25 protein-coding genes and 1 pseudogene are annotated in these 23,931 nt (G+C 58.1%); 13 read left to right on the top strand and 13 right to left on the bottom strand.

Annotated elements, in window-relative coordinates; all coding sequences use genetic code 11:
- Positions 1-100: 100 nt before the first annotated feature.
- From mscL to J2X76_RS27080, 5 genes are all read left to right on the top strand, one after another.
- Positions 101-526: a large conductance mechanosensitive channel protein MscL gene (gene mscL, locus J2X76_RS27100; protein ID WP_310220806.1), complete on the top strand. Its 426-nt coding sequence runs from the start codon at positions 101-103 to the stop codon at positions 524-526.
- A gap of 117 nt (positions 527-643) precedes the next feature.
- A complete protein-coding gene (locus J2X76_RS27095) occupies positions 644-1,813 on the top strand; it encodes a pyridoxal phosphate-dependent aminotransferase (RefSeq protein WP_310220659.1) in 1,170 nt (389 codons plus the stop codon).
- A 159-nt stretch (positions 1,814-1,972) separates the two neighbouring features.
- The gene (galE, locus tag J2X76_RS27090; protein WP_310220657.1) at positions 1,973-3,007 is read left to right on the top strand and encodes a UDP-glucose 4-epimerase GalE; all 1,035 of its coding nucleotides are present in this window, start codon (positions 1,973-1,975) and stop codon (positions 3,005-3,007) included.
- A gap of 113 nt (positions 3,008-3,120) precedes the next feature.
- Complete coding sequence (locus J2X76_RS27085) at positions 3,121-3,450, top strand: hypothetical protein (protein WP_310220656.1); 330 nt, start codon at positions 3,121-3,123, stop codon at positions 3,448-3,450.
- A gap of 127 nt (positions 3,451-3,577) precedes the next feature.
- Positions 3,578-4,369 carry a polysaccharide deacetylase family protein gene (locus tag J2X76_RS27080; RefSeq protein WP_310220655.1) on the top strand — a complete coding sequence of 264 codons (792 nt, stop codon included), beginning with the start codon at positions 3,578-3,580 and terminating at the stop codon, positions 4,367-4,369.
- A gap of 93 nt (positions 4,370-4,462) precedes the next feature.
- Here J2X76_RS27080 and J2X76_RS27075 read toward each other — a convergent pair whose 3' ends face one another.
- From J2X76_RS27075 to J2X76_RS27065, 3 genes are all read right to left on the bottom strand, one after another.
- Positions 4,463-4,861 (bottom strand): DUF1236 domain-containing protein, encoded by a 399-nt coding sequence (locus J2X76_RS27075; protein ID WP_310220654.1) that lies wholly within the window; start codon positions 4,859-4,861, stop codon positions 4,463-4,465.
- A gap of 74 nt (positions 4,862-4,935) precedes the next feature.
- Positions 4,936-5,124: a hypothetical protein gene (locus J2X76_RS27070; RefSeq protein ID WP_310220653.1), complete on the bottom strand. Its 189-nt coding sequence runs from the start codon at positions 5,122-5,124 to the stop codon at positions 4,936-4,938.
- A 22-nt stretch (positions 5,125-5,146) separates the two neighbouring features.
- Positions 5,147-5,956 (bottom strand): DUF1236 domain-containing protein, encoded by an 810-nt coding sequence (locus tag J2X76_RS27065; protein WP_310220652.1) that lies wholly within the window; start codon positions 5,954-5,956, stop codon positions 5,147-5,149.
- Positions 5,957-6,515: 559 nt separating this feature from the next.
- Here J2X76_RS27065 and J2X76_RS27060 point away from each other — a divergent pair.
- Positions 6,516-7,181, top strand: a complete 666-nt coding sequence (locus J2X76_RS27060) for a hypothetical protein (protein ID WP_310220651.1) — start codon at positions 6,516-6,518, stop codon at positions 7,179-7,181.
- On the opposite strand, the gene J2X76_RS27055 is transcribed toward J2X76_RS27060, so the two are convergent.
- Entirely contained in the window at positions 7,161-7,829 is a 669-nt protein-coding gene (locus J2X76_RS27055; RefSeq protein ID WP_310220650.1) for a response regulator transcription factor, read from the bottom strand. The two genes, J2X76_RS27060 and J2X76_RS27055, sit on opposite strands and share 21 nt — an antisense overlap.
- Positions 7,826-9,226 (bottom strand): sensor histidine kinase, encoded by a 1,401-nt coding sequence (locus J2X76_RS27050; RefSeq protein ID WP_310220649.1) that lies wholly within the window; start codon positions 9,224-9,226, stop codon positions 7,826-7,828. The genes J2X76_RS27055 and J2X76_RS27050 overlap by 4 nt, the downstream gene beginning before the upstream one ends.
- 396 nt (positions 9,227-9,622) lie before the next feature.
- Between J2X76_RS27050 and J2X76_RS27045 the strand changes: the two genes are divergently transcribed.
- The 3 genes from J2X76_RS27045 (at position 9,623) to J2X76_RS27035 (ending at position 12,374) form a co-directional block, all read left to right on the top strand.
- On the top strand, positions 9,623-10,561 hold the full coding sequence (locus J2X76_RS27045; protein ID WP_310220805.1) for a glycosyltransferase family 10 domain-containing protein: 939 nt from the start codon (positions 9,623-9,625) through the stop codon (positions 10,559-10,561).
- 126 nt (positions 10,562-10,687) lie between these two features.
- Positions 10,688-11,452 carry a glycosyltransferase family 25 protein gene (locus tag J2X76_RS27040; protein ID WP_310220648.1) on the top strand — a complete coding sequence of 255 codons (765 nt, stop codon included), beginning with the start codon at positions 10,688-10,690 and terminating at the stop codon, positions 11,450-11,452.
- A gap of 55 nt (positions 11,453-11,507) precedes the next feature.
- Positions 11,508-12,374 carry an alpha-1,2-fucosyltransferase gene (locus J2X76_RS27035; RefSeq protein WP_310220647.1) on the top strand — a complete coding sequence of 289 codons (867 nt, stop codon included), beginning with the start codon at positions 11,508-11,510 and terminating at the stop codon, positions 12,372-12,374.
- 73 nt (positions 12,375-12,447) lie between these two features.
- Here J2X76_RS27035 and J2X76_RS27030 read toward each other — a convergent pair whose 3' ends face one another.
- From J2X76_RS27030 to J2X76_RS27005, 6 genes are all read right to left on the bottom strand, one after another.
- A complete protein-coding gene (locus J2X76_RS27030; RefSeq protein WP_405030098.1) occupies positions 12,448-14,259 on the bottom strand; it encodes an ABC transporter ATP-binding protein in 1,812 nt (603 codons plus the stop codon).
- A 369-nt stretch (positions 14,260-14,628) separates the two neighbouring features.
- The gene (locus J2X76_RS27025; protein WP_310220645.1) at positions 14,629-15,021 is read right to left on the bottom strand and encodes a hypothetical protein; all 393 of its coding nucleotides are present in this window, start codon (positions 15,019-15,021) and stop codon (positions 14,629-14,631) included.
- Positions 15,022-15,252: 231 nt separating this feature from the next.
- Positions 15,253-16,095, bottom strand: a complete 843-nt coding sequence (locus J2X76_RS27020; protein WP_310220644.1) for a glycosyltransferase family 2 protein — start codon at positions 16,093-16,095, stop codon at positions 15,253-15,255.
- Between the two features lie 231 nt (positions 16,096-16,326).
- Positions 16,327-16,701, bottom strand: a complete 375-nt coding sequence (locus J2X76_RS27015; RefSeq protein ID WP_310220804.1) for an FkbM family methyltransferase — start codon at positions 16,699-16,701, stop codon at positions 16,327-16,329.
- 248 nt (positions 16,702-16,949) lie between these two features.
- On the bottom strand, positions 16,950-17,804 hold the full coding sequence (locus J2X76_RS27010; protein WP_310220642.1) for a hypothetical protein: 855 nt from the start codon (positions 17,802-17,804) through the stop codon (positions 16,950-16,952).
- Complete coding sequence (locus tag J2X76_RS27005) at positions 17,801-18,505, bottom strand: hypothetical protein (protein ID WP_310220641.1); 705 nt, start codon at positions 18,503-18,505, stop codon at positions 17,801-17,803. The genes J2X76_RS27010 and J2X76_RS27005 overlap by 4 nt, the downstream gene beginning before the upstream one ends.
- Before the next feature lie 318 nt (positions 18,506-18,823).
- On the opposite strand from J2X76_RS27005, the gene J2X76_RS27000 reads away from it, so the two are divergent.
- Both J2X76_RS27000 and J2X76_RS26995 read left to right on the top strand, forming a co-directional pair.
- Positions 18,824-19,606 carry a hypothetical protein gene (locus tag J2X76_RS27000; protein ID WP_310220640.1) on the top strand — a complete coding sequence of 261 codons (783 nt, stop codon included), beginning with the start codon at positions 18,824-18,826 and terminating at the stop codon, positions 19,604-19,606.
- 181 nt (positions 19,607-19,787) lie between these two features.
- Positions 19,788-20,123 carry a hypothetical protein gene (locus tag J2X76_RS26995; protein ID WP_310220639.1) on the top strand — a complete coding sequence of 112 codons (336 nt, stop codon included), beginning with the start codon at positions 19,788-19,790 and terminating at the stop codon, positions 20,121-20,123.
- Here the strand turns inward: J2X76_RS26995 and J2X76_RS31680 are convergent.
- A pseudogene (locus tag J2X76_RS31680) lies at positions 20,064-20,357 on the bottom strand (Ig domain-containing protein); the annotation flags it as partial. The gene J2X76_RS26995 and the pseudogene J2X76_RS31680 sit on opposite strands and share 60 nt — an antisense overlap.
- 309 nt (positions 20,358-20,666) lie before the next feature.
- The gene (locus tag J2X76_RS26990; RefSeq protein ID WP_310220638.1) at positions 20,667-21,935 is read right to left on the bottom strand and encodes a hypothetical protein; all 1,269 of its coding nucleotides are present in this window, start codon (positions 21,933-21,935) and stop codon (positions 20,667-20,669) included.
- 141 nt (positions 21,936-22,076) lie between these two features.
- On the opposite strand from J2X76_RS26990, the gene J2X76_RS26985 reads away from it, so the two are divergent.
- Positions 22,077-23,288, top strand: a complete 1,212-nt coding sequence (locus tag J2X76_RS26985) for an HNH endonuclease (RefSeq protein WP_310220637.1) — start codon at positions 22,077-22,079, stop codon at positions 23,286-23,288.
- Positions 23,289-23,474: 186 nt separating this feature from the next.
- Positions 23,475-23,915: an NUDIX domain-containing protein gene (locus tag J2X76_RS26980; RefSeq protein ID WP_310220636.1), complete on the top strand. Its 441-nt coding sequence runs from the start codon at positions 23,475-23,477 to the stop codon at positions 23,913-23,915.
- The last annotated feature ends 16 nt before the right edge of the window (positions 23,916-23,931 follow it).

The raw sequence follows: 23,931 nt of genomic DNA, 5'->3' as shown, positions 1-23,931 counted from the left end.
GCATTTAGGCGTTCGGCGAAGCCATCTGTTCAGGCGCGGCGAAAGCGCTATGTTGGAGATCATTCCATCTCGAACGCCATGGGGGAAAGTGGCCATGTCAATGATTAGCGAATTCCGTTCCTTTATCGCCAAGGGCAATGTCATCGATCTCGCGGTCGGTATCATCATCGGCGCCGCTTTCACGGGCATCGTCAAATCGCTGGTCGATGACATCGTCATGCCGATCGTCGGCGCCATCACCGGAGGCGGCTTCGATTTCTCGAATTATTTCCTGCCACTGTCCAAGGCGGTCACGGCGCCGTCGCTCGCCGCTGCCCGCGAACAGGGCGCAGTTTTTGCCTACGGCAATTTCATCACCGTTCTCATCAATTTCGTGATCCTTGCCTTCATCATCTTCCTGATGGTGAAGGCGGTGAACCGCATGCGGCTCGCAGACGAAAAGAAGCCGGTCGACGAAAAGCCCGCTCCGCCGCCGGCCGATATCCAGCTCCTGACCGAAATACGGGATCTGCTGAAGACAAAGTGATCTTTTGATCACGCGGCGGCAAATCATCATCGGAATCGATTCCCGCCTCACGGATTATCATGGGATTCCTTAGGCTTCCTGCGCTAAAGAAGTGGGAAAACCAGCCGAGGGAATTCCATGTCGATCATTTCCAGTCTCAGCCCCCGTGCCGTCGCGGCCCCCGAAAGCGGCATCGTCGAGGTCATCACCTATGCGCGCGGACGGGAAGGATTGATCCCGCTCTGGGCCGGTGAAGGCGACCTGCCGAGCCCGGATTTCATCAATCGCGCCGCAACCGAGGCGCTTCTGGGCGGCGAGACCTTCTACACCTGGCAGCGCGGCATCCCGGAACTGCGCCAGGCGCTTTCGGACTACTACGCGCGGCATTTTTCCGTTTCGTTGCCGGTCGAGCATTTTTATGTCACCGGCTCGGGCATGCACGCGATCATGCTGGCGGTGCAGGCCGTGACCTCGCCCGGCGACGAGATGATCTATCTGTCGCCGACCTGGCCGAACATCATATCGGCGATCGAGATCTCTGGCGCCCATTCCGTCGGCCTGCCGCTCGATTTCGTCGGCGGCCGCTGGTCGCTCGATCTCGCCAAGCTGGAAGGCAAGATCACCCCGAAGACGAAGGGCCTGTTCATCAATACCCCGGCCAACCCGACCGGCTGGACCGCGACGCTCGAGGATCTGAAGAGCATCCTGGCGCTCGCCCGCAAGCGCGGCATCTGGATCATCGCCGACGAGATCTACGCGCGCTATTATTACGGCGGTGCTGCCCGTGCTGCGTCCTTCCTCGACATCATGGAAGAGGGCGACCGGATCATCTTTGCCAATTCCTTCTCCAAGAACTGGTCGATGACCGGCTGGCGCGTCGGCTGGATCGTCGCCCCGCCGGAAATGGGACAGGTGATCGAGAACCTGGTGCAGTATTCGAATTCCGGCGTGGCGCAGTTCCTGCAGCGCGGTGCCGTCGTCGCGCTCAACCAGGGCGACGATTTCGTCAATGCCAATATTGCCCGGGCGACCGAGGCGCGGGACATCCTGTGCGACGCGCTGATCGCCACCAACCGGGTCGAGACCCTGAAGCCGGACGGCGCGCTCTACGCCTTCGTCAAGGTGGACGGCATCACCGACAGCCGCCGCGCGGCGCTCGATATCGTCGACAAGATCGGCGTGGCGCTGGCGCCGGGTTCGGCTTTCGGCAAGGGCGGTGAGCTTTTCCTGCGTGCCTGCTTCCTGCGTGACCCGAAGCAGATCGAGGAGGCGGCCGGACGCCTTTCCGACTATATCAAGCGTCTTTGAGCCGTCCCGGCACGAAGACGATAAAATTTGAGCGATCCGCTCAAGAGTCTGTTTGCCCTGGGCCCAGATAAACCCGGCGCGACCTGCGCCGGGTAAGCATTGTTGAAGACCGCCCATGTTTTTGTCCTGCCAACGATAAGAAAGCAGGGAAGTATAAACATGGCAGTTCTGGTGACAGGCGGCGCGGGTTACATCGGCAGCCACATGGCGTGGGCTTTGCTCGACGCGGGCGAGGAAGTTGTCGTTCTTGACCGGCTCTCGACCGGTTTTCGCTGGGCCGTACCGGCCGAGGCGCGGTTCTATCTGGGCGATGTCGGCGACCGGGCCATTCTGGCGCAGATCTTCGCCGAAAACGATATCGACGCGATCCTGCATTTCGCAGGCTCGATCGTCGTGCCGCAATCGGTCGCCAACCCGCTGGATTATTACGAGAACAATACGGGCAACACCCGCCTGCTCGCCGCCGCCGCGGTCGAAGCGGGCATCCGCCATTTCGTCTTCTCGTCGACAGCGGCCGTCTACGGCGACCAGAAAGACGATGCGCCGGTGCTGGAAAGCGCGCCGCTGCAGCCGAAGAACCCCTATGGCCAATCGAAGCTGATGTCGGAAATGATGCTGCGCGACGCTGCGGCCGCCCACGACTTCCGTTTCGTCGCGCTACGCTACTTCAACGTCGCCGGCGCCGATCCGCTCGGGCGAACCGGCCTGTCTACCGAGGGGGCAACCCACCTCATCAAGATCGCCTGCGAGGCCGAGCTTGCCAAGCGCCGCGGCGTCGATGTCTACGGAACCGACTATGCGACGCCGGACGGCACGGGCATCCGCGACTACATCCACGTCACCGACCTGGTCGACGCCCATCTGAAGGCCTTGAGCTACCTGCGCCGCGGCGGCGAGCCGCTGATCGCCAATTGCGGCTACGGCCGCGGTTATTCGGTGCTTGAGGTTCTGGATGCCGTGATGCGCGTCGGCGGCCGCAAGTTCGAGATCCGCTACGGGCCGCGCCGGCCGGGCGATGCGGCAAGCGTAGTCGCCAATTCGACGCTGGCGCGCCGGCTGCTCGACTGGAAACCGCGCCATGACGATCTCGATCTCATCGTCGAGACAGCGATTTCCTGGGAGAAGGGCCTCGCTTCCCGCAAGGCCGAAGATCTCAAGTCGCTGCAGAGCAGGCTGGCATCCGCACGCTTCTAAGCTCCCGGCCCATCGGCAAATATTTAAATGGAACATCCTCCGTTTTCTGCGGTTTGACCTGCGTAAGCAAATCGAATCCGCCGGTTCTGCCGGTGTGTCAACGGAGGAAACCCATGACTTTGAAGCTGATTACCGTATCGATCCTTTCCCTCGGCCTCGCAGCAGGCGGCGCGCTTGCCCAGACGAGCGGCAAGGGCAATGCAAGTTCCACCGGAACCTCGGCCAGCGATAGCAGCGACGGCACGAAGAAGATCGACCCGAACGCCACCAACAGCACCAGCGGCGCCATGGGTAATGCAGCCGGCACCAAGGATACCCGCACCAATTGCGCTCCGAACCTTCAGACCAAGGGCTCGGCGACCACTCCCGATACGACCGGGACAGCGTCGGTTCCTTCGGGTCAGGCTGGCACCAACACCAACGGCCAGGCTTCGAACTGCTGACGCCGAACACGTTTTCGCGAAAAAGGCCGGCATCGCCCGGCCTTTTTTGTTGCCCGGATATTCCACCGCATGGCGTCCTCAAGGCTTGTGCGATAAACAGGCGCGTTTCCCGAGATTGGTATCCGCCATGCGACGCGCCCTGCTTACCACTGTCCTCCTGCTCCTGCCTTTGACGGCGAGCGCACAAAATCTGCCGCCGAAGCAGGTTACAAACCAGCCAGCGGCCCAGAACGCAGCACACGCTCCCAAACTGGTCGAGCCGCAGCTGCATGTCTCGCGTTCGGGCAATGCCGTTCGCCCTCGGGTGGCGCTGACCTTCGATGCCTGCATGGGCCAGGCCGACGAGCGCATATTGTCGACGCTTGTCCGGGAACGCATTCCTGCGACCATTTTCGTCACCGCCCGCTGGCTGAAAAAGAACCCGCAGTCGGTCGCAATCTTTCTGAACAACCTCGATCTGTTCGAATTGGAAAACCATGGCCAGAACCACGTGCCGGCCGTCGATGTGCCGGTGTCGATCTACGGCATCGCCGCGGCCGGATCGCCGGAGGCCGTTCGCCAGGAAGTGGCCGGGGGCGCGGATGCCATGCTGGCGGCCGGGCTTGCGCCGCCGCACTGGTTCCGCGGCTCGACCGCCAAATACGATCCTTCCGCGATCCGCCAGATCCGCGAGATGGGATACCGGATCGCCGGTTATTCGCTGAACGGCGACGGCGGCTCTCTCCTTGGGGCCACCGTCGCCGAAAAACGCATTGCAGCAGCCAAGGATGGCGATGTCGTCCTCGCGCATATCAACCAGCCGACCCATGCGGCCGGGGAGGGGGTCGCACGCGCGCTGCTCGCCCTGAAACGACGAGGCGTCGAATTCGTGCGTCTTTCGGACGTCGATGGCATGGGCGACGACAACACGACGCAATGAGCGTGCAGGCTGTCGGACCGGTGGCCTTTGAATGCAGATCGGGGAGAGACGGAATTCCGTCTCTCCCCGATCTGGTTTCGGCAATAGTCGGGTTTAGCGGACAACCTGGACGACGGTCCGGGTCTGCGGATCGACGATGACGCGCTGTTCGTTCACCACCGCATAGGCATATTTCGGGCTGTCCGGAACCGGAGTGAGCACGACGGTCTCCGGAATCGGCTTGCCGACGACGATCTTCTCCTTGATGACGACCGGCGATGCCGGGGCAGGGGCCTGTTCGACATAGGTGACGACACGCTGCGGCGGCGGATCGATGGCGGTGCCGGCAACCGCGCCGGCGACGCCGCCGACGGCTGCGCCGACCGGGCCGCCGATGATCGCACCGGTGACCGCGCCGCCGGCGGCACCGTTGACGGTGCCCTGCTGGGCGGAGGCCGCCGGCGCAAGGATGCCGAGAACTGCGGCGGAAAGAACGATGATCTTGGTTTTCATGATATTTCTCCTTTCAGGTCTCATAGGGCGGGCAGTTGGTTGGCGCCGCGCCCTTGGAATACAATCGAGGCCGTTCATTTCGTGACCGGCGCCGGCGCCTCGATCTTCGGCAGGGTCACATTGATGCCGACGGTACGGTTTCCGAGGTACCCGCCTTCAAAGAGCAAGAGTCCGCCGGTGATGGCGACGACCAGGAGGACGATGGCGACGGCCCAGCCGCCGCGACCGCCCGAACGGATTCCTGTCGGTTCTCGCTCACTCATGATTTCCTCCCCTGTTCGGCACTCAGCCGACCAGGATGTAGACGATCTTGTGGCTCGAAGGCTCGACGATGATGATCCTGCCATCCGCCAGGACGAAATATTCGTAACCGCGATAGGCGGGCACGATCTCGACGATGCGCGGCGGCAGCGGATGCAATCTCACCGTCCTCGGAATGGCGACGCCGACATTGACCTCGACATCCACGTTGACCGGCTCGACCTTGTTCTGGACGAGGATATTGCGGACTTCCGTTTTCTGTTCCGTCGAAATGTTGATGCTGCCGGTGGTTTCGTTGGATGGCTTGTCGGTGGTGGCAGCCTGGTTAGAGCTTGGTTGCTGCGCGCCGTTGTTCTGCCGGGCGGTGTCGTCGGTTGCCGGCTTGCGGGCATCCGTTCCCGTTCCGGAGCTGGAATTGGCGGTCGTGGAACCGTCGTTCTGGCCGGCAGGTTTCTGCTGCGCGGTATTATCCTTGGCGGCCGGCTGGCTATCGTTGGCCTGCGCCTTCTTCGGATCGGCGGGTTTATCCTGAGCTGCGGTGTCGCCCTTCTTCAGGCGCTGCTGATCGTCGGCCTTGCCTTGGGCGGTGGTCGAGCTGCTGTCTGAGGTGGCACCCTTCGGTTGTTGTGTCGCGGCACCCATATCCTGCTTCGGCTGTGCCTGCTTGTCGCCGGCTGCGCCATCCGAGCCTGGGGGAAGCTTGCGCGGCAGAACAGTGGAACCGCCGTCCTGACTATTTGCGGGAGCCTGAGTCTGAGCGATGGCCGGAACCACCGAAAGCGTCGATCCGGCGAGAAGCGCCATCGCGAACGTCTGTTTCAATGAGAGTTTCATGATGTTTCCTCTACCTCTGTTCTCTGTGCATTTGTCTCGGTTGCTGGCCTCTGCATGAGGCCGCAATCGCCCGTCCAACTCCGTCTGCCATGGGTCGTTCCGATGTTTGGGCTTCAGTCGGGCCGGACGGGACTTCAGGCCGAAGATGTCTTGGGCCTTTGGTCCGATGAGGCGGGGCAAAGGTCCAGCGGGGGCTGAAATTCAGGAATCGCGCTGTTAAAGTATCGTTGGTCCTGAAGGTTTTTCAGGAGGTTCCGTCATGGACGACAGCGTTTTGCAGGCCAGGTGGCTATTGATCCCCATCGCGAGGCTGTTCGTCTCTATCGTCACATGAGGAGCGCTTTCTCCCTGACGGATTGCAGATGCGGTTCCTGCGCGATCATCGGTCCTTTTCAGCGCAGAACCTTGCCCGCCGGCTGCCATGCGGCGGTCGGCGGGCATTTTGACCGGTAGGACGGGCGACGGAACCATAAGGGCGGGTGCCCGGTTTAAACTTTGCCGCCGCGTGCACCAGATACATGTCTCACGTAGGAGATGACCACGCCCGAGGGAGCGAGAGATGCCGACGCGTAGAACACTTGTCTTGAGCGGGGTGATCACCACAGTCATCGCAGCCATGCTGCCTTTGAAGGTCGTGGCCGGTTCGGACGGTCTGCTTGACGTTGCCCTGTCGACGGCCACTGCTCAGGAAGGCAATGGCAATGGGGGCAATGGCGGAGGCGGCGGGAATGGCGGTGGTGGCGGCAACGGCAGCGAGAGCTCCGGCAGCGGTAACGGTAACGGTAACGGGAACAGCAGCGACAACGGAGGCAGCGGCAGCAGCGGCGGTTCCGGCAATAACGGAAATGGTGCCGGCAGCGGCAATAGCGGCGGCGGCACCGGCAGCGCAACCGGATCCGATACGGAGACCGGCGCTGCAGGCGGATCCGGTAAGGGGCCGGGGGCCGGATCGGCTCCATCGGCTCCGGGAGGCGGAACGGCAAATCCCACTGGTGCGCCCGGCCCTGCTGCAGCTCCCGCCCGGCCGGCAACGCCGGCGGCGCCCGCCAAGGCCGGCGCCGAGGTCGATGTCCGTGGCACTTCGATAACCGTCCGCCACCACAATGGCGCCACGGAGCGGATTTCCCAGGGTCGCTACGAGATGCGGGATTCGCGTTCCCGCACCATCGTCAACCGGACCGCGACCCCTTCGGATGCTTCGCGACTACAGTCGTTCGGCCGCTGACTGCTGATCGGTCGCGTCGCGAAGAGCGAGCGCCGCCTCCGTCCGGTTGGTCACTTTCAGCTTGGCAAGGATGCGGGTCATATGATGCTTCACGGTCTTCTCGTGAAGATCCAGCTGTCGCGCCACCCGCTTGTTGCTGAGCCCCGAGGCGACCAGCCTCAGGACTTCCTGTTCGCGGCCGGTCAGTTCCGACATGGGGTCGGGCTTGGCCGGTACATCGCCGGGGGCTGAAAGGCCGGCGATCAGGCGTGCCGAAAGGGCGGGAGAAACGTAGCTCTCTCCGGATGCGACGGTTCTGACCACGTCTGCCAGACCTCTCGAACCGACGCCTTTCAGAACATAGCCTTTGGCTCCCAGTTTGAGCGCCGTGGCGATGTCTTCGCTTGCCTCCGAAACGGTCAGCATGACGATCTTGAGATCCGGACAATGGTCGAGCGCCTCTGCTATGGCTTCGAGGCCGTTGCCGGGCATGGAAATGTCCATCAGCATCACATCCGGGCATAGTTCCCGTACGATCCGCAATGCGTCATCCCGCGAACCGCCTTCACCGACCATTTCGAAGTCCTCGATCTCGCCGAAACTGCGCGTCACTCCCTCCCGGAACAACGGATGATCGTCGACGACCGCTATCTTTATTCCTGCCATCATGCCTGCTCCATTTCATGCACGTTCAGGGACATCCGGACCGTGGTCCCGTCTTTCGATGTGGAGATCGCGAATGTGCCGCCAAGGCTTTCTATCCGCTCTCTCAGACCCGCAAGCCCGAGACCCTCCGGGCGGATGCGATGAGGGTCGAAGCCCGGGCCCCGGTCGGCGACCTCGATGACCACGTTACCGTCATCGAAACTCTGGCGGACGCTCTGGCCTTTGCCGCCGCCGTGCCGGTAGCCGTTGTTGAGCGCTTCCTGCACGAACCGGTAGATGCAGATCTTGGCCGAGGGCGAAAGCGGCCGGGACCCGCTCGACATCGACAACGCGACATCGAGGCCGGTTCGTTGCCGGTGTGCGTTGACGGCGCGCCGCAGAACGTCCGGCAATTCCGCGGTCTCGATCTGCGGCAGGACGAGGCCGCTGCAGATGCTGCGGATCTCGTCCATAGCCTCGTCCAGCCGGGCCTTGATGGTGGTGACCTCTTCCTCGCGCGCTTTTGGCGGCGTGGCGGGATCGGTCAGCAGCCGGCTGTCGACCCGGAGTGCCGCATAGGCGACCAGCTGGGCCGGTCCGTCATGCAGATCGGCGCCGAGCCGGCGCAGATAGCTCTCGTTGAGTGCGGTGGCGCGGCGTGAAGCCCGCTGCGCCCGCGCGTGAAGCGCCTTGTTCTGCGAAAGCAGGTCGGACAGTTCCGCGACCCGCTGCGTCAGCGCCTGCCGCTGATTGTCGATCGTGCGGCTGCCGCGCAGAACGATTGCCGAAAGGATCAGGAAGAAGAAGAAGGTGACGCCGGCGACCGCCGCCCAGCTGCGAAGCTGAGCCTGATAGAGGCTGCGCTCGAAATCGCCGGCCACCTCGTAGAATTCCGAGACCGCGACGACCTCACCCGACCAGGGCTGCAGGATGGGATTGTAGATTTCGAGAAGCGGCATGCCGGTCGATCGTTCAAGCTTGCTTTCGGGGTCTTCGGCAAGCCCGAACCGCGCCACCATCTGCCCGGAAAACGCGGTCTTTAACCCCTCGCTCGGCCCGTATTTCTGCCCCACCATGCTCTTGTCGGTCGCATAGAGCACCGTGCCGTCTCGGCGCCATAGCTTGAAGGATATGACCTGGCCGCCGAGCGCGCCCTGGCCGAAGGTCTCGTCGAGGGCGCGGGTGGTGACGTCGTCAAGCGTCTGGTTGGTCTTCATGTCGGGAAGCAGCGGGGCGATGATGCTGTCGACGTAAAGCGCCGTGGAGGCGGCCGAATTGCGGGTAACGGCCGCCTGGATGAGGCTCGTCACATAGGCGCCGACCAGAAGCATGGCCGCAAACGCAACCAGCCCGCCCGCCAGCAGAAATTGCCTGGCCAGAGACTGGTCGTTCCACCGATCAAGAATTGCGCCGAGCCGCATCAGCCTGCCGTTTCGATGACCCGCACCATGCGAGCCGATGGCCCGCAACGCGCAAGGGGGCCGATGCGTTGCATTCGGGGGTGGATTATTGGGGGATCATCACTAGGCTTGATGCAACCCGAGCGGCGAGTCTGCTTTTACCGTGGGAGTTGGAATAAATCGGAGTAACTCGGACTACGAGGCATCGGCTGGCCTGATTTTGGGCCGGAAGTTGGTCGTTGACGACGCGGTGGACTTTCATCTCCATGTGGATGTAAGTACTGCCGCCGGAAGGGTAGGATGTGGCTAAGGCATCTACACGGGTGATACGGACCATGGATCTTTGAATTGATAAACGCAGGCTTCGTATCGGCGGCACCCCACGGGGAAATTTGGTCGCGCCAGTTTCCGTTGTTCGTGCCGGAGTGGGATGGGGTACGTTTCTCCCTCGCCTGGGACGGGCAGGAATGTGACGTGTTGTTCGTCTACGACGTGCTGCCGAAGCCTCTACCTGTCGTCAAAGCGGCGTATCGCGTCTTTGTTGCTTCGGAACCCAGCACGGTTAAAACGTATATTCCCGGATTTTTATCCCAGTTTGACCTTGTTTTGACGACGGATACCGGTACGCGGCATCCGAATGCCAGGTTCTCACAAGTTGGGCTGCCATGGCATGTCGGCGTTTGGGACAAGCCGGGGCAGCTGAAATCACGAGGCGTCGGCTGGTCCGAGTTCGAAACCTTCCGCCCGGCCAAGACGAAACAGGTTTCCATCGTCTCGTCGAACAAGGCCTATACGCAAGGGCATCGCGAGCGACTTGCATTCGTCGATCGCATAAAGGCCTATTTCGGTAATGAGGTCGATGTCTTCGGGCGGGGGATCAACGACTTTACCGACAAGATGGATGTGCTTTCGGATTATCGCTACCACATCGCGATCGAGAATTCGACATTTGACCATTACTGGACGGAAAAGCTTGCCGATCCGTTTCTGACGCTTACCTATCCGATCTATCACGGCAGCAGGAACATACTCGAATATTTCCCCGAGGAGGCCCTGACGAGGATCGACATCCTCGATCATGAGAACGCCATTCGGGCGATCAAGCACGTGATCGAATCCGACACGGCAGAACGCGCCTTGCCCTATCTGGAGGAATCACGTCGCCGGGTTCTCAACGAGCACAATCTGTTTGCAATCCTGTCGGGAATTGCCAAGGAAGTCGCCGGGCAACGTAATGGAGCCGCACCTGTCAGGATATCGTCGCTGAAGCCCGAAAAATCGTTTCGGCCGAAGGGGCTGAAGCTCCGGAACTCGATCCGGAAACGATTTCAACAGCTCGCCGGCCTGTTCAGGTAACTGTATCGGCCTGCTGACCGACCGTGAGCCATTCTCGACGCAATGGGCCACAGCAGCATGATGCATTGACAACGATATGCGCCGAAAGCAGAAAGCTAACCTGAAATCGCAACGGGTGGCTGGTATATGGCAGAAGACAATGCGCTAGAAATCGTCGTCGTCAATCTTGAGCGCTCCGCCGACCGTCGCGCCAAAATGATCGAGACGCTTGCGCCCTTCGGCCTGCCATACAGCTTTTTCAATGCCGTGGAGGGTCGGAATGGGCATCCGCTTTTTGAAAAATTCGATCCGCGGCTTGCAGAGATCAGGCGTGGTTTCATCCTGAATGCCGGCGAGCTGGGTTGTTATGCCAGCCATTACCTGCTCTGGGAACGGAGTGTCAGGGACAACAAGGCTCTGCTGATCTTCGAGGACGATGTCTCCATCAACGGAAACTTCCTCGAGGCATACCGATATGCTGCGGACAAAATCGGGACATACGGGCTCATTCGTTTTTCCGGGCACAAGCAGCGCAGTTTCCGTGTCTGTGAAACATCCGAGTCCGGCACGGATATTATCCGGTTCAAGATCGGGCCGCATGGCACCTCCTGTTACGCGGTGTCCCCGAAGGCGGCTGCTAAGCTGCTGGCAAAGGCCAACGTGTGGTTCGAGCCGGTGGATTGCCACCTGGACCGCTTCTGGACGCATGGTGTCGGCAGCTACGGCATTTCACCCTTGCCGGTGACGCACACGGCAGAAACTGCCGAGCAATCGGAAATCTGGCAAGGCGCCAAACGCGAACGCAAGTCGCGACGCTTCCGCAAGCTGAGGGCTCTCTACCGCGCCGGGGACGATATCGGTCGCTTTGTCTGCAATTTACCCAACATCGGGCGATGGCAGAACCGGGCTTGAACCAAGTTCCAGTTTCCTTGTGGCACGCAAGTGCCGAGATGCGAAAGGACAGCCTGTGATCATCACGCGTATCCTCGGCGGCCTGGGTAACCAGATGTTTCAGTATGCTGCCGGCCGTGCCCTAGCGATCGCCAATGAGTCGGAACTGAAGCTGGATCTCATCGAGATGGGCGCCTACAAGCTGCGGCCCTTCGCCCTTGATCAGTTCAACATACAGGCGGCGATCGCGCAGCCTCATGAGGTCCCCGCCAAGCCAAAAAGGGGCCTCCTGCGCAAGTTTACGTCGGCCTTCAAGCCCGACCGCTCAAGCTGCAAGCGGATCGTCGAGAACGGTCTCAGATTCGATAGCAGGGTACCCGCGTTGCGCGGATCGCTGCATCTTTCCGGCTATTGGCAGAGCGAGCAATATTTCGCATCGTCGGCTGACGCCGTGCGGAGCGACTTCAGCCTGAGGTCTCCATTAAGCCCGGCGCGGCAGGATGTCCTCGCCCGGATCCGCGCCGCCACCACGCCGGTTTCCATTCATGTCCGTCGGGGGGACTACGTCAGCAACCCTTCGGCAAACGCAGTCCACGGCACATGCGAGCCGCCCTGGTACCACGAGGCGATGCGCCGCATGCTCGACCGTGCCGGTGACGCCTCATTCTTCGTCTTTTCGGACGAACCGCAATGGGCACGGGACAATCTGCAATCATCGCGCCCGATGGTTTTCATCAAACCTCAAAACGATGGGCGGGATGGTGAAGACATGCACCTGATGGCCGCGTGCCACGCCCACATCATCGCCAATAGTTCGTTCAGTTGGTGGGGCGCGTGGCTCAACCCCCGCCCGGACAAACAGGTGATTGCCCCGAGGCAATGGTTCCGCGCACCGGACAAGGATGACAGGGATATCGTCCCGGTGAGTTGGGAACGTTTGTGAACCCGGCATGCGGGCCGGGCTAATCGGACAATTGTCTGCCACGCGAAGCGACGAGAGGCGTTGTCGCTCCAGCTCACTCCACGACAGGCGTATCAGACGATTGCAGGTTGTTCAGACGGGCATAGAGGCCGTCCTTGCTTTTTGCGAGTTCCTCGTGCGTACCTTCTTCGACCGCACGACCTTCATGCATGACAATGATCTTGTCGGCATTGACGACCGTCGACAGGCGATGGGCGATGACAACGACGGTCCGTCCCCGCATGGTCGAATCGAGCGCTCTTTGCACGGCAGCTTCGGATTCATTGTCGAGTGCGGAGGTCGCTTCATCGAGAAGGAGGATAGGGGCGTTGCGGACCAGTGCGCGGGCGATGGAAAGCCGCTGCCGCTGGCCGCCAGAAAGCGTCATGCCGTTTTCGCCGACTGGCGTGTCGTAACCCATCGGCTGCGCAAGGATAAAGTCATGCGCATAGGCCTGTCGCGCGGCCTCCTCGACTTCCGCATCGGTGGCCTCCGGCCGGCCGTAGCGGATGTTGTCGCGGATCGTCCCTTCGAACAGATAGGGCTGTTGCGTCACATAGGCGAGGGCATGTCGCAGCGACGCCTTGGTAACATCGGTTATATCCTGTCCGTCGATCAGAATCTGACCTTCGATGGGATCGTAGAAACGCGGTATCAGCGAGATGATCGTGGACTTTCCGGCACCCGACGGACCCACAAGCGCAGTCGTCTTGCCGCCTTCCGCGATCAGGCTCACGCCACGCAGGATAGGTGCGCCGTTTCCGTAGGCGAAAGCGACGTCTTTCAGTTCGATTTGCGCATTGGTGATGACGAGATCCGGTGCGTTCGGCTTTTCCCGCTGCAATGGCTGCATATCGAGCAAGTTGTAGATCATCCTCGCGTTGACGACAGCGCGCTCGATCTGAACCTGCATTCTGGCGAGCCGGCGCGCAGGATCGTAAGCCATCAGAAGCGCCGTGATGAAGGCAAAGAAGGCGCCGGGCGGAACGTTATCATAGATCGAGCGGAAGGCGGCGTAGGCGATCACGCTCGAAATCGCCACGCCGGCAAACGTCTCGGTAAGCGGCGCGGTGCGTTCGGAGAGTCGGGCAATACGGTTGCTCTGCCTTTCGGAGGACTCGATGATGCGCCGAACCTTCTGTTCCAGCTGCTGCTCCATCGTGAACGCCTTGACCACGGTGATACCTTGGATCGTTTCCTGCATGGCGCCAAGCACCTTGCTGCCCACCTCGACCGCTTCACGCGTCACGCTACGCAGCCGCTGCGACACGTAGCGGAGCGCAAAGATCAGAGGGGGGGCCACGGCAAATACGATCAGCGACAGCACCCAGTCCTTCGAAACCATGACGACGATCAGTGAGACGAGTGTCAGCAGATCGCGGGCGGTCGATGTGATTATGAGGTTGAGAACATCCCTAATGCCACCGATGTTCTGGCTGACCTGTGCGGCAAGATGCGCAGAACGCGCCTCCGCGAAAAAGCCCACCGAGAGCTTCATGAGATGCGAGAACAGGCGCTGTTGATAACGGGCAACGATATTATTGCCTATCTTAGAAAGCGTCACAGCCTGACCGTAGGTCGCGAGGCCGCGAAGCACGAAGGCTGCAAAAATCGCCCCGCAGATCCCCAGGACCATATCGGCACGCTTGTTGGCGAACGCCTCGTTGACAACAGACTCCATGATCCACGCCGTAAAGGCGGTGGACATGGCTGTCGCGACAAGACAGAAGATCGCAAAGACGTAGCCGCGGACATGATCCTTGCCATTTTCGGCAATCACCCGCTTGAGGACGCTGGCTACGGTACCCGAGTCCAGGTGGTGCTTTTTACTTTTCTTGGCGTTCAATAGGGTTTCCCGCTTCGGCATCTCACCGGAAGTTTGCGCACTTGCGGGGTATTAAACGCTTGCCGTTGATTTTGCCACCTTTGTAAACAAGATTCGGAGTGCCTGTTGCATTCCCGCAAGTGCGAAGGCGGCGACCGGAGCCTCTGCCGGTCACCCCGTCGAGCCAAAGAGGGCTTGTGCCCTCCTTCGACAAGGCAAGCAACTTCCGACCGCTAAACACCTTGGAAGGAGAGGTGAAGGTGGGACCACACAGAATGTGCTGGTGTGCTGGAGGATGCATGACTTCCCAGCTCTAGCACTTTGAGCACCAGAGCTGGGAAGCCAATGTGTCTAAGCCATGTGAACTACGCCGTCACTGGCGCACCCCTTAAACAGCGCCAATGAAACGGCTTAGTTGGATCGTTCACAATCTGGGGCAGTTGAAATTCGAACGCCGTCGGGACGCCCGCGTTTGCTGCCACGCTTCCCATAGCCGTCGATATCATAAAAGGCGCGGTTTACCGACCTTATGCGCGGATCGTCGATATATCTCGAAGCGGCGGCCAAAGCCTGGCGAGGGCTGCAACCGGGTTGAGCATATCTGCGCTCATATCGCCGATCTTCTCGATAATATCGCCTGTCGTCGTCGCGATAATATCGCCTGTCATCGTCCGGCCTCACGATACGAACGCCGCCGTCGCGCAGGTCGAATTCCATCTGGGCCCCTGCCGGTTCAGGCAGGATGCTCGTCCCCAAAAGCAAGACCGACATGCCCGCCAGCACAGCAAATTGTTTCGCTTTCATTTTTTCCTCCAATGTTGGACCCCACTTATAGCGCTGGCAAGATGAACGGGAGCACAACAAATTCCGTCTAATCCCAGGACATTTGCCTAGGGAGAAACTAGGGCGATCTATGCAATGTTCCACCGGGGGAAATACCCAGGCTCCGCATCAAAACCAGCAGCTTCGATCTTGTTGCCTAGAACTACTGTCGGCACCGAATGGAAGCGGAATGATTTCCTCCCAGATCGGACGTCACGCTAACGATCTGCCTGCCAGGCGAGCGCGAAATCGACGGAGCTTACGCCCGTATTTCATACGCCCCAGAGCAAGCGGATAAAGCAGCAGGTAGCCGATCCGAAACGATGTCGGCCCGAGAGATAGGAATTGGCGCAGCATGGTGCGTTCGAATATGGACGCACGTTTCTCTTTGAGCGTGCCCGGCGGACGTGGAGGCGATGACCTTTTGAACAGGCGAGTGGGACCCCCAAAAACGATCGGCACACGACCGAGGCACTCGGTCAGCATCATCACATCGCCGGGGGCGCCGTTGACTGAAAAGGTTCTGAGGCTTTCCTCGGTAACCGCACTTCTTGGGAAAATGCCATAAATTACATTTGCCTTTCCAAGGTTTGCGGGTTCGATGGCATATGCTAGTCGTCGCCACCATGCCGGGCCGATAAATTGCATCTCCCGCCCATTGGCTTGATGAGCCAAATTCTGGCCGTCATAGGTCGCCATTTGCAGATGGCCGAAAACGATAGCGTGTTGGGCCTTTGCGACAGGCACCAGGACAGAAAGCCAATCCACATCGATCCAATCATCATGGGCCATCCATTTGAACAACGGAGCGGCTGCCTGATCAAAAACAAAACGGAAATTGTTGGCGACGCCGATGTTCTCTGTCTGCCTGAAGTACCTTATTCTGTTGTCGCGAGTCGCAAATTCCCGACAGATCTGTTCTGTTGCATCGGTTGATGCGTTGTCGGAGATAATGAGTTCGAAATCCGAAAAGTTCTGCTTTAAAATAGAGTCAATAGCCAGCCGGAGATGATGCTCTCCATTATAAACAGGCATCCCGATGCTAATTTCTGGCACTCTAACCTCCGTCACCACACACAGGCGTCCTGCTGGTCGGCTTGTGTCATGGTGTTGACCCGTGGTCAACGACGCGCTGAAAGGCCCATCGAGGGGAAAATTCGGCCACACATGCTTGTTGGGGCCTTCACTTAAAAGCCTGTATCACTGAAATTCGGATAGCTCGGATTCCGGAATCTCCCTGTGTCTCCAGGCACATCCTATCAAAAGGGTATTGGAAATCGATCGAGATCAGGTCTTCCTATACCAGGCATCGAACCTAGACCATTTGCGGTACACCCGCTCATAGCCTTTCCGAAACATGATCTCGTCAAGTTTCACATTTGCCTCTGTATAGTTGTGTTCGATGCAGAAAAGACGAACTGCATACCGGTCGAAGTCGAAGGAGGACACGATGTCGGGCTCATTTCCTTCGGTATCCATGCTGATGAAATCGATTGTCTCAGGAGCATGGTATTTTTCAAGGAGATCATTGAGGCTGATAGTGTTCTGCGTGATTTCCACGCTTCCTTTGCGCCTGATGTTTGTGGTCTGGTCGCCGTCAGGCTCTCGCGCGTAACGTCGTCGACGAAATTCAGGACCCGGAAGCGTCTGCCTGGAAAAAATCCTCTCTTGACTTTTCAGTAAGAAAAATCATTTATGCATTCATTGCCTAGTCCGGTGAGAAGCTTGCAACCGTTAATCCTGAGAGAGCGTGTTGAAGGGGATCACATAGGTGTCGCGCCAGTTATGGCCTAACAAGGCTGGTTGCTGCACCCGGCGAGAGATTACGTAGTAGTCTATTCCGTGGCAGGTGCTCAGGAAAAATTTAGCTTAACGGCACTATAAGCGGGTTACGGCAACGTACCCCGCTTTTACTTTTCTGGGAGTAAAAAGTCGTTTGGGAATATGTTGATATATTCCCTCTTTTCAGGCTTCATTGCTCGCTCGTTACCACTGCTGTCGACTAAGACGCTTTGAAGGGTTTTCGCCTTGGACGGGCGAACATCATAGTGAAATCCAGGATACAGAGCCACGCCGAAGCGGAAGCGCCCACCGAGAAAGGCTGGGGCAACCGATCCCGTTGGATGAGCTTTGCCGTGGCACTCCGTATCTTTCGCGGGAGCAAAGAGGAGATTGCGGTCGTCTTCGTAGTGGCTGTGGCCCTCATTCCGTCGCTGCTTGTGGAGGACGGTGTTTTTTTGGATCACCTTTTTAATCTCGTCCACTTTGAGGTCGCGGTACCACATGCGCTGTAGTGACGAAGTGACCGGAGACCTGAAGTTTTCCAATGGCAACGTGAAGGGGGACGTTTTCCTACTTGCGAAAACGGAGGACGAAATCTCGTGCAGAACGGGAGTTAACCCCTGAATTCGCGTCTCGATATATGTTCGAGTAGGACCGTCTTTATCCCTTAGCTGTGATGGAATGAACTCAATCCACGCAGATTTTCCAAAAGACTTCCATACAACCTCTAATTCCCTTTCGTTCAGCGGAGAGAACGACCAAACTGAAAAACGTGCGGGTTCTGAATGTGACGCCGCTTTTCCTAGTGAACCATACGCCATTTCTAAGGCCGCACTCACAGCAGCGTCAGTCAAGCCGCGTGCCGATTTAGGCATAGCCGGTGCAACCACAATAAGGTCTTTGACCCGCTTTATTAAGCGGTTCAACTCCGATGACAGCGAAGGGGTGGCTCCGATAAATACGAGATAGTGAGTCGTTGTCATTTAGCCGCGATGAGCTTCAGTAGAATATCCATGGGAATAACCACGCGAGATTGCTCCTCTTGCGACAGGCGAGAAAACAAGGCCTCCAGCATACTACTGCTCGAAGAGCGTAGAGGATGGTTGTTCCTGACCTTCAAAAAATGGGTTCGCTCGATCTCGTGGCGTGACAGCCATTCATCAATTTTTTGGTGAGTGGTCCTGACTTTTTCTGGGATCGGTGTTCCGGGTGGATGAACGATTATATCGTTGTCCGTCAGCTCCCAGGTCTTGGCCATACTGTCCGGAGGGTACTTCTCAGACACAACGATATTTTCATCAAGGTCTAGGGAAATATACCGCTTATCTTCCATTTTGCGTGTGAAGGCGTCCCAAAATGCATTCTCGTAAACTGGCCCTTTGCTGATGTTATCAGAACGGGATTGAAAAGCAGCAGTGATGTCTGCCGGAAGTTTAGCATCAAGGGGGACCAACCCGGCTTTCTCCGGGACGCCTGGGAATTCAACTTGTACTACGGAAGGCCATTCCCGAACGTAATTTTTGATTCCTTTGGGCATCACCGATAAATAATTCGGGAAAGCTCTTTTGATCTCATACCCTAGCCGACTTAGGAGGTACGCCGTTCCAGTGTTCGCCCAGTGATAAGAAACTTTCTCAACAATGAAAGCTTGGATTTTTTCTTCTAATTCGTGAGGGGCGGTCATCTTACTCTTTGCGGGATTGGATTGTTGGCGGAGAGTTGGACGCGATTTTCAAGGAGTCAAGCAGTCAACTGTTGGTAAAAAACATTATTCCAGCGTTGGAAGAAAATACAGCGGGATTGTTAACATATAACGAGGCTGATTTATATACGCTTGTTGCCAATACGTTTGGCGGCGCGTGCGTCGATGTTCAGTGACTTATCATAAGCACAATGCAGCCGACGTCGTTCCGGCCTGCTTTGCCGCGCGTCTGCGGCCTGTGTGTTTGAATCTTGCGTCCTCTGTTGCGATCATTCTCTTGACCGCCACAGAGACATGGACATGCAGCCCGCCGCCGCACAACTCGAAAGAGAAAAACAACGCAAGCGCCGCCGCGCCGCAGAACGCTGGCAACGCCACCTTGCAGAACTCCGCCGTCGCCGCGAACAGGCTGACCGCGACCGCAGAAAGCGGCTGCTCTGGCTGATAATGCTGTGGCTGACGATCCTCGAATCGATCCCCACGCCGACATTTTTCCCTGTCGCTTTTGCCGAGGCGGATCCGCCCCAGCAAAAGCGACAGCCGAAACCGCCAAGGAAATCTCAGAAAAAAGACGAGTTCGACAACCGCGACGATCCGCGTAGCGAAGACGACCGCAGATATCTCTCGGACTACTCACCGCGTTACGGAGAAGAGAGTCAGGAAGTTTACGACGGCCTGACTTGGAATGATATAATTGCGTACAACAAGGTTCATCGACCTTGGCTTTTCCCGGCGTCCGTTCCGGTCCCCGGTACGCCGAAGCGGTACATTGACGAGCCGTTGCACGTCTGGACGCTTCTCGACCACCTCAAGCATGATTTCCTTCGTAAAGATGCAATTACGGCATTGAAACTCCTTGTTGACGGAGACGCGCATCCTTGGATCGACGCATGTGCGGCGACTACAAACGGCTGGAAACAGCTTTGTTATTGTCGTGGGCGAACACCAGACATGACGATAGCCGCATTTCCACGCGCGGCGGCTTTGTGGAGAGAGGAGCAGCGCCGGGAAGGGGAGGAACGTAAGCGCGAAGCCAAGGAAACGCCGGAAAATAATGGACCGAAGCCACCCGGCGGAGACTAAGGAAATCGCAGAATATAATTGTTGATGCAGGAAATTGCCAAATATTAATCTCGCCGAATTCGCATAAGTCTTTTATATACATTTCCTTGTCAATATAACTTCGAATTTGTCATGAAAATATCTGCGTTGCTTTTCGGATTTTGGGGTGATTTATTGTGATGGCATTAAACAGGAGAGAGCGATGAACCTATATTTTTCCCGCAACGTGAACAATTATTCCATGATCGACCTGACAGGGGCGATCAAAATGTATTTCGAGGAAGTTGAGAAAGGGACCACCCCGATCATGGCGAGACATGAGGGCGAGCAATTTAGCGTCTTCGCAACGCCGAGCCGAGACGAGTCGCCGAACGCGGTCTATGACCTGTTCATAGTAGCCAGCGAAGACGAAGCGCAAAGCGATGGCGTGATCGAGTTTTTCAAGTTCGACCGTGAATTTTTGCAGAAGCTAATTTCATCATACGCGAACCCGATCAGGCTTCCAACTCGGGGCGGAGCGGCTGCCCGCCTGCAATAGATTGAGAGATGATCCGGCGGTCAATTTCGTGACTGCCCGATCATCTCCAGCCTGCCAGATAGCCAGTCCGCCAGGCTGCTCAACGACGATTGTGACCAACACAGTCTGCGACCGCCCCGCGCCATCGGAAATCGCGACGGAAAAATCATAAGTTCCCGCGACGGATATCCGGCCACGGACCAAGCCGCTGGATATATCCAGCGTGAGGAATGACGGCAGGTCAGGACTCGAAAAAGAATAATCCCGTTTTCGAGCTACCGGTCGAGCAGATTGGGCTTATGGACAGGTTGGTGCCGGATCGTACTCGCGTCGTCCCGTAAGATGTTCCGAAGTCCGCAGCGGGGGCGGGACCGACTTCAAGCTCTGGAGGCGGCGGCTCCGATATTCTCAACACTCCAGCCGTTGGCGCTCTCCAGACAATTTGACCGGCGGAAACCGGAGAGACGAGAGCAAGAGCAAGAAGGAGAGTGGTGGAGGTTGGCATTGTGACGGGTCTCAGCAAGTGATGGAGGCATGAGATTACGCCACCTTGCAAGCAACCCATCATTTCCGATCCTTCCGCGCGACCGGGCGCAAGGTCATCATCATCGCCGGACCCGGCGCTGCAAATTCCTGCCGCTTTTCAGGCGGTAGGAAGGAAAGTGCGCGATCACGTTCAAGCTGCATCTTCAGTGCCGCATCCCTTGCCCGTTCGGCATCCCGTGCAGCTTCGTGGGCTTTGCGTTCAGCCTCGTGACGACGCTTTTCCTCGGTCTTCAATCGTTCCTGAACGGACTTGGCGAAGGCATGGACACGGGCGATCTCGGCGGCAAATTCTTGTCCAATTTTCCTTGCTATCTTGGATTCCCCAAGGGCGTCCCACAAGGCCCTCAAGCCGCCGCCGAGGCCGGAATACCGCTCAGCTTGTGTAATGGTCTCTGCGGCAGCTTCTTGCGCTTTCTGAGCCCGCCTCTCCGCAGCCAGGGCAGCCTGCGCCGCCCTGGCCGCTTCCTGCTTTTCTTTATTGGCGGCGGTGCGGATCGTCTCGGCCTCGGCCTTCGTTCGCTGAATGAAATCTTCTCCTGAAGATTTGACCTGCCGTGCACGTTCAAGGGTCGTTTGCAGAGCTTGCGCCTGTACTTGTTCACGCTGCCATTCGGCGCGGGTCAAGCGACGGCGTTGTGGACCGAGGCGCGTCAAACCCGATGGGATAGCGACGGCTTCATGATAGTTATCCTGCCACTCTCGCATTGCCTGTTTGTAGGCGGCATCCGCTTTTTTTGAGAGCGCCTTCTTGTCCTCACCTTCCTTGCCGCTGTCCATGACGGCACGCTTCGCCATGGTGCCAGGATGGTACTTGAGCGCGGACATCCCCGGTTCGTTGAGCAGTACGACGTATGCGTGAATGTGAAAAAATTCCTCGTCTTCGTGCCTAATCACGGACTTGAGGTCCTGCCCGTATTGTGTCTGAAGCCATGCAATGGTTCGCTTTTCCCACTCTTCCGCTTCCGCTCGTTTAGCCGGATCGGCGCGGATTTCATCCATGGTCGCTGGATACGAGGCGACCACCGTATGTAGCGTCTTTTTGTCCTTCGCCACCTTTCGAACGTGCCCACCTTTGACGGCGATGGTCGCAGCGGCGGCAGCGGCATCGTGCATTTCCTGCATTGCCTCGACGCTGACGCCGTAGACAACGACGGGCGGCAAAGGGGTGGAAACATGAACGGACGCCTCTGGCTTGCGCGACGCCTCCGAAAATATGAAATCCGTAGAACGACCGTTAGCATCAGCTTTGCGGCTGTACGACTCCAAATGCACAAATTGATAGCCCACTCTCTGATCTCCCTTCCTCTGGAAAAGATTTCAGCGCAGTCATGCAAACTACCAGGCCGGAATTCGCTGCTTCCGGTTAAGGGCAGTGTAACTGTGTTGCCGGTATGCATTCTAGGTTGTATGCGATTGGGGAAATAGGTCTTGCCTAAGGATGACGATTTAGATTGGACAGATAACGAACTTCGTTCGGCCGTTCGAGCATATTTCCAGATGTTGGATTTAGAGCTTCGTGAAGAACCATACGTAAAGGCGGAGTTCAGACGTCAGTTGATCGGCCGAGAACTTTTAAATAGGACGGACGGCTCGGTCGAGTTCCGGATGCAAAACATCTCGTCGGTCCTACAGAAGCTAGGGGAGCCTTGGATCAAAGGGTATAAACCAGCCGAGCACGTTGGGCCGAGCGTGGAGGAAAGCCTCCTGAGGATCATACAAGAAGAGCGAACTAAAGGTCAGCCACAGAAACTGTTATTGCAAGACATATGCCCCAGCTTGGAAATGGTCCAAGGCGTCAAGGCGGTCTTCGGCTCCCTGTCCTCATATGTCCTTTGTTTCGCTGGCCGGGGCGAGCCGAATTCTTCGAGCTTCGACTATCAAGCAGCAAATGCGGCGAAGGCCGCTGTCGAACGGCCGTTCATCATTGCCATTGGGGGTGGAGATGAGGTTGAGTCCGCTGCTGATGGGTGCGTCGTCAGCATCGCGCGAGTTGGAACTGTCTTTGGTCCCACCAGCCTGCTTCTACAAGATGAAGACGAAGTTAGACGGCTCGCTCGCTGGCCGGTATCGGTAAATCTCCTGGAGGTTTGGCACCTAAATGGGAAGCCCCATCTCGTGCGTGATCTACTGATGCCCGATAAGACGATTTTAGGTGGTTCTCAGGATGGTATCATCCGCCCAGCCGCGAAGATTTCGCTTCTATGGGAGAGCTTACGAAATTGGCCGGTCACCCTCGCCAAATTGCCGCCACCCGCAAACTTCTACGACAGCGGCAAGCCGCGACGCGTAGGGACGAGACTCCCGTTTATTTCGGCAAAACAGAAAGAGGAAGGAGACCGGGTCTGGAAGTTTCAACAGGAGGCCGAGAGAGATGCTGGGTTACGCGTCGCCGCCAAGCGGGATAATTTCCATCGTCATGGAAACTACACCTGTGAGGCCTGCAATTTGACCAGCTCCGATAGCGCGATGTTCGATGCCCATCACATCACCCCTTTGCTTGTGGGAAAGAGGATCACGCGGGTCGAGCACCTACTGATCCTATGCCCCACCTGCCATCGACGTGCGCACAGATCGCCGGACAAGTTGAGGCCATACAGTTTGGTGGAGCTTCGGTCGTGGATTGGTGCCGGTAGGCCATGACCGGCCCTGAGGAGTAAACATGTCTTCTTAGCATATTGACCAGGAGCGTGGGACCGTATCAAGCACTACCGCTGGGGGCTCCATGGCAAAAATGGGCCGGGCGGCTTTTGCGGCTTTGCGCCAATGGCGGACATGTCGAGCGTCTTTTGATGCTCTATAACACGCATTATTGAAAGGAGATTTTTCATGCGGTCACGGCCATCTTCCCGAATACTGGTCATCGACCAATTCGGTTGCGTTCTGCTTTTCAAATTTTCTCATGCCTCGGGCCCGTTGATTGGTAAAACATACTGGGCAACGCCGGGTGGTGCCGTCGACGAGGGCGAAACTTTTGAGGCGGCGGCATTGCGTGAGTTGGAAGAGGAAACTGGCCTTGTTGGTCTCGATTTAACCGGCGAGGTTGGCCGACGCTCCTTTGAACTTCCTCTGACGAGCGGCGAGATTGTTTGGGCGGAGGAGAGGTTCTTTGGCGTCCGAGCCAAACGCGGTCCCATCTCCGACACGGGTTGGACCGAAAATGAGCGAGAAGTGATGGCCGATCATCGCTGGTGGTCTGAGCAAGAGCTTCGAGAGACAAGCGACACCGTTTTTCCTGACGGCCTCATAGACTTGCTGAGCAAGGTATGACCGCAACGGGGCCGAA

Source organism: Neorhizobium sp. 2083 (assembly GCF_031455615.1).
GTDB lineage: Bacteria > Pseudomonadota > Alphaproteobacteria > Rhizobiales > Rhizobiaceae > Neorhizobium.
Note: the sequence above shows the minus strand (reverse complement) of the source record. Positions and strands in the feature narration are given on the sequence as shown.

Coding starts and splice junctions, on each gene's coding strand:
- J2X76_RS27050 (WP_310220649.1), bottom strand. CDS start 9,226: ATGCGGCTCGGCGCAATTCTTGATCGGTGGAACGACCAGTCTCTGGCC.
- J2X76_RS27065 (WP_310220652.1), bottom strand. CDS start 5,956: ATGAAACTCTCATTGAAACAGACGTTCGCGATGGCGCTTCTCGCCGGA.
- J2X76_RS26980 (WP_310220636.1), top strand. CDS start 23,475: ATGCGGTCACGGCCATCTTCCCGAATACTGGTCATCGACCAATTCGGT.
- J2X76_RS27055 (WP_310220650.1), bottom strand. CDS start 7,829: ATGATGGCAGGAATAAAGATAGCGGTCGTCGACGATCATCCGTTGTTC.
- J2X76_RS27030 (WP_405030098.1), bottom strand. CDS start 14,259: ATGCCGAAGCGGGAAACCCTATTGAACGCCAAGAAAAGTAAAAAGCAC.
- mscL (WP_310220806.1), top strand. CDS start 101: ATGATTAGCGAATTCCGTTCCTTTATCGCCAAGGGCAATGTCATCGAT.
- J2X76_RS27040 (WP_310220648.1), top strand. CDS start 10,688: ATGGCAGAAGACAATGCGCTAGAAATCGTCGTCGTCAATCTTGAGCGC.
- J2X76_RS27070 (WP_310220653.1), bottom strand. CDS start 5,124: ATGAGTGAGCGAGAACCGACAGGAATCCGTTCGGGCGGTCGCGGCGGC.
- J2X76_RS27095 (WP_310220659.1), top strand. CDS start 644: ATGTCGATCATTTCCAGTCTCAGCCCCCGTGCCGTCGCGGCCCCCGAA.
- J2X76_RS27075 (WP_310220654.1), bottom strand. CDS start 4,861: ATGAAAACCAAGATCATCGTTCTTTCCGCCGCAGTTCTCGGCATCCTT.
- J2X76_RS27005 (WP_310220641.1), bottom strand. CDS start 18,505: ATGACCGCCCCTCACGAATTAGAAGAAAAAATCCAAGCTTTCATTGTT.
- galE (WP_310220657.1), top strand. CDS start 1,973: ATGGCAGTTCTGGTGACAGGCGGCGCGGGTTACATCGGCAGCCACATG.
- J2X76_RS27080 (WP_310220655.1), top strand. CDS start 3,578: ATGCGACGCGCCCTGCTTACCACTGTCCTCCTGCTCCTGCCTTTGACG.
- J2X76_RS27085 (WP_310220656.1), top strand. CDS start 3,121: ATGACTTTGAAGCTGATTACCGTATCGATCCTTTCCCTCGGCCTCGCA.
- J2X76_RS27025 (WP_310220645.1), bottom strand. CDS start 15,021: ATGAAAGCGAAACAATTTGCTGTGCTGGCGGGCATGTCGGTCTTGCTT.
- J2X76_RS26995 (WP_310220639.1), top strand. CDS start 19,788: ATGAACCTATATTTTTCCCGCAACGTGAACAATTATTCCATGATCGAC.
- J2X76_RS27060 (WP_310220651.1), top strand. CDS start 6,516: ATGCCGACGCGTAGAACACTTGTCTTGAGCGGGGTGATCACCACAGTC.
- J2X76_RS27000 (WP_310220640.1), top strand. CDS start 18,824: ATGCAGCCCGCCGCCGCACAACTCGAAAGAGAAAAACAACGCAAGCGC.
- J2X76_RS27010 (WP_310220642.1), bottom strand. CDS start 17,804: ATGACAACGACTCACTATCTCGTATTTATCGGAGCCACCCCTTCGCTG.